General features: G+C 45.3%; 2 protein-coding genes. Both read left to right on the top strand.

Annotated elements, in window-relative coordinates; all coding sequences use genetic code 11:
• The first annotated feature begins 386 nt into the window (after nucleotides 1-386).
• The gene (locus tag RH949_RS30470; RefSeq protein WP_006098236.1) at nucleotides 387-614 is read left to right on the top strand and encodes a DUF7219 family protein; all 228 of its coding nucleotides are present in this window, start codon (nucleotides 387-389) and stop codon (nucleotides 612-614) included.
• 330 nt (nucleotides 615-944) lie between these two features.
• Nucleotides 945-1,808: a response regulator gene (locus RH949_RS30465; RefSeq protein ID WP_006098014.1), complete on the top strand. Its 864-nt coding sequence runs from the start codon at nucleotides 945-947 to the stop codon at nucleotides 1,806-1,808.
• Nucleotides 1,809-1,951: the final 143 nt, after the last annotated feature.

Below are 1,951 nucleotides of genomic sequence, written 5' to 3'. Positions count from 1 at the left end.
ATGTGTAGCGATTGGCTTGATTTGAAGAAAACCTAGCTTAATCGCTTAATTAGTTGGGTTTCCTTCGTCAACCCAACCTACAAGCATTACACCGTGGGACTTTGGCTTAATTCATAAGACTTTATTATCACCCTAAGTACGAGAGAGCCGAGAGAGTTTTGGCAAACTAGACTTATGCCCCTAGCATCAGTAACATAAGCTACAAAACTACCTATTTTTTTAGGCAGATGAATCCGGGTTTTATCGCTACCGTCATCTTGACTATGAACTGACCCAAGAAATTTTCTGAAATGTTCACAACGATTGGTCAATATCAAGATTTTTGATTAATAATAGGAGTTTTAATAGACAGAAAGAAAATTTCAAGAATCTGGGAGAAGCCCTAAATGAGCGATCGCCTGAATTTTTTATATCCTCGTTGTCGCTATCATGGTCATAAGAAACCGGAATATCTGGACTTTAATGCCAATTTACAAGAATTTGCTCAGCGAGTGACCACCATCTGCAACCTACAAACCTCAGGAAAATTGCCTCCGGAACAGGCTTATGATCAAATTCAAGATCTTTGGCAGCAGTTACACTACTCAGGTCAGCATCTTCTGGATATTGATTAAACGCTGAATCATTCCCAATAAATCATCAACAAAGCGGCTATTCCTGCGACACCAGCCCAGGAGGGAAGCTTACTGCCGCTGTTTCAAATAGCAAATTTTCTCCAAAAAAGCAGTGATTCAAATCAATAATTTAGAGTGATGTGGCAACGCACACAGAGAATTATACTCTCAGTCAGTCGCCCAGAAAAGCTCACTCGCCGGCTCCAGACAAAAGCAAACAAAAATTACGTCGATTTAGCATGAAAAATTCGGCAATCTGGCGTAGGTCTAAATAGCCTCCTTACCTACACAATAGGGAGAGGAATAATCCAGCCTAATAGACAGAACACAATGCAAATCACGCCTTTAACAAAAACCCATAAAACACGGATATTGCTAGCGGAAGACAATCGGGTGAATCAGAAATTTGCCCTCCTGTTGCTCAAGAAACTGGGCTATCAGACTGATGTCGTGAGTAACGGTGCAGAAGCATTACAGGCTTTGCAGAGCCAGTCTTATGATGTCGTGTTTATGGATGTGGAAATGCCAGAAATGGATGGTTTAACCGCGACGCGCCAGATATGTGAGCAGTGGGCTGCTGGCGAACGCCCCCGGATTATTGCGCTGACGGCTTATGCTCGGCGGGGGGATCGAGAACAGTGCTTGGCGGCGGGGATGGATGATTATATTACGAAACCGATTGAGTTGCCAAAACTGGTTCAGGCGTTGCAGAAGGTATCGGATAGTCATCAGGGGTTACATGGAGATGAGGGCGCAGGTGTTTTTCCGGCGTCGCCAAGGTTGCTTGATACGGAGTCGGAGGTATTAGATCCTAAGATATGGCAATCCTTAGAGAAATTAGCGGGAGCAAAAGCCAATGTTGTCTTGGATAAAATTGTGGGGGACTATTTAGAAGATGCACCCGAACGACTTCAAGCCATTCAATCCGCGATCGCAACCCAAGATGCAGAGGCTCTAAGACAGGCGGCTCATAGTCTCCGTTCGAGTAGCGCGAATCTGGGTGCTGTCACTCTTTCCCATCTCTGCAAGGAGTTGGAAGCCTTGGCAGGTGCGGGTATAACTGAAGTCCCTGCGGAGCAACGGGTTCAGGTCGAGGTAGAGTATGAGAAGGTGAGAACTGCTTTAATTAAACAGGTGTCAAAATCCCCAATTCCCACTTCTAAATCAGCAGTCGCTTGTCCCCAGTTACCTTGAACTTCAGCAACCCCACGCTACTAACGTGGAGCGTGGGGATTGCCAGAGACAAGTCTGGTGACGCAAGAGTTGAATAGACCACTAGCCATCAACTGATACACACTTCCGAATGCTTCCCCAGTTCGGATCAACTGTAAGCCTAC

Origin of the sequence: Coleofasciculus sp. A1-SPW-01, from assembly GCF_040217205.1 — a bacterium.
Lineage (GTDB): Bacteria > Cyanobacteriota > Cyanobacteriia > Cyanobacteriales > Coleofasciculaceae > Coleofasciculus > Coleofasciculus chthonoplastes_A.
The sequence above is the reverse complement of the archived record's forward strand: the minus strand, read 5'-3'. Positions and strand labels throughout refer to the sequence as shown.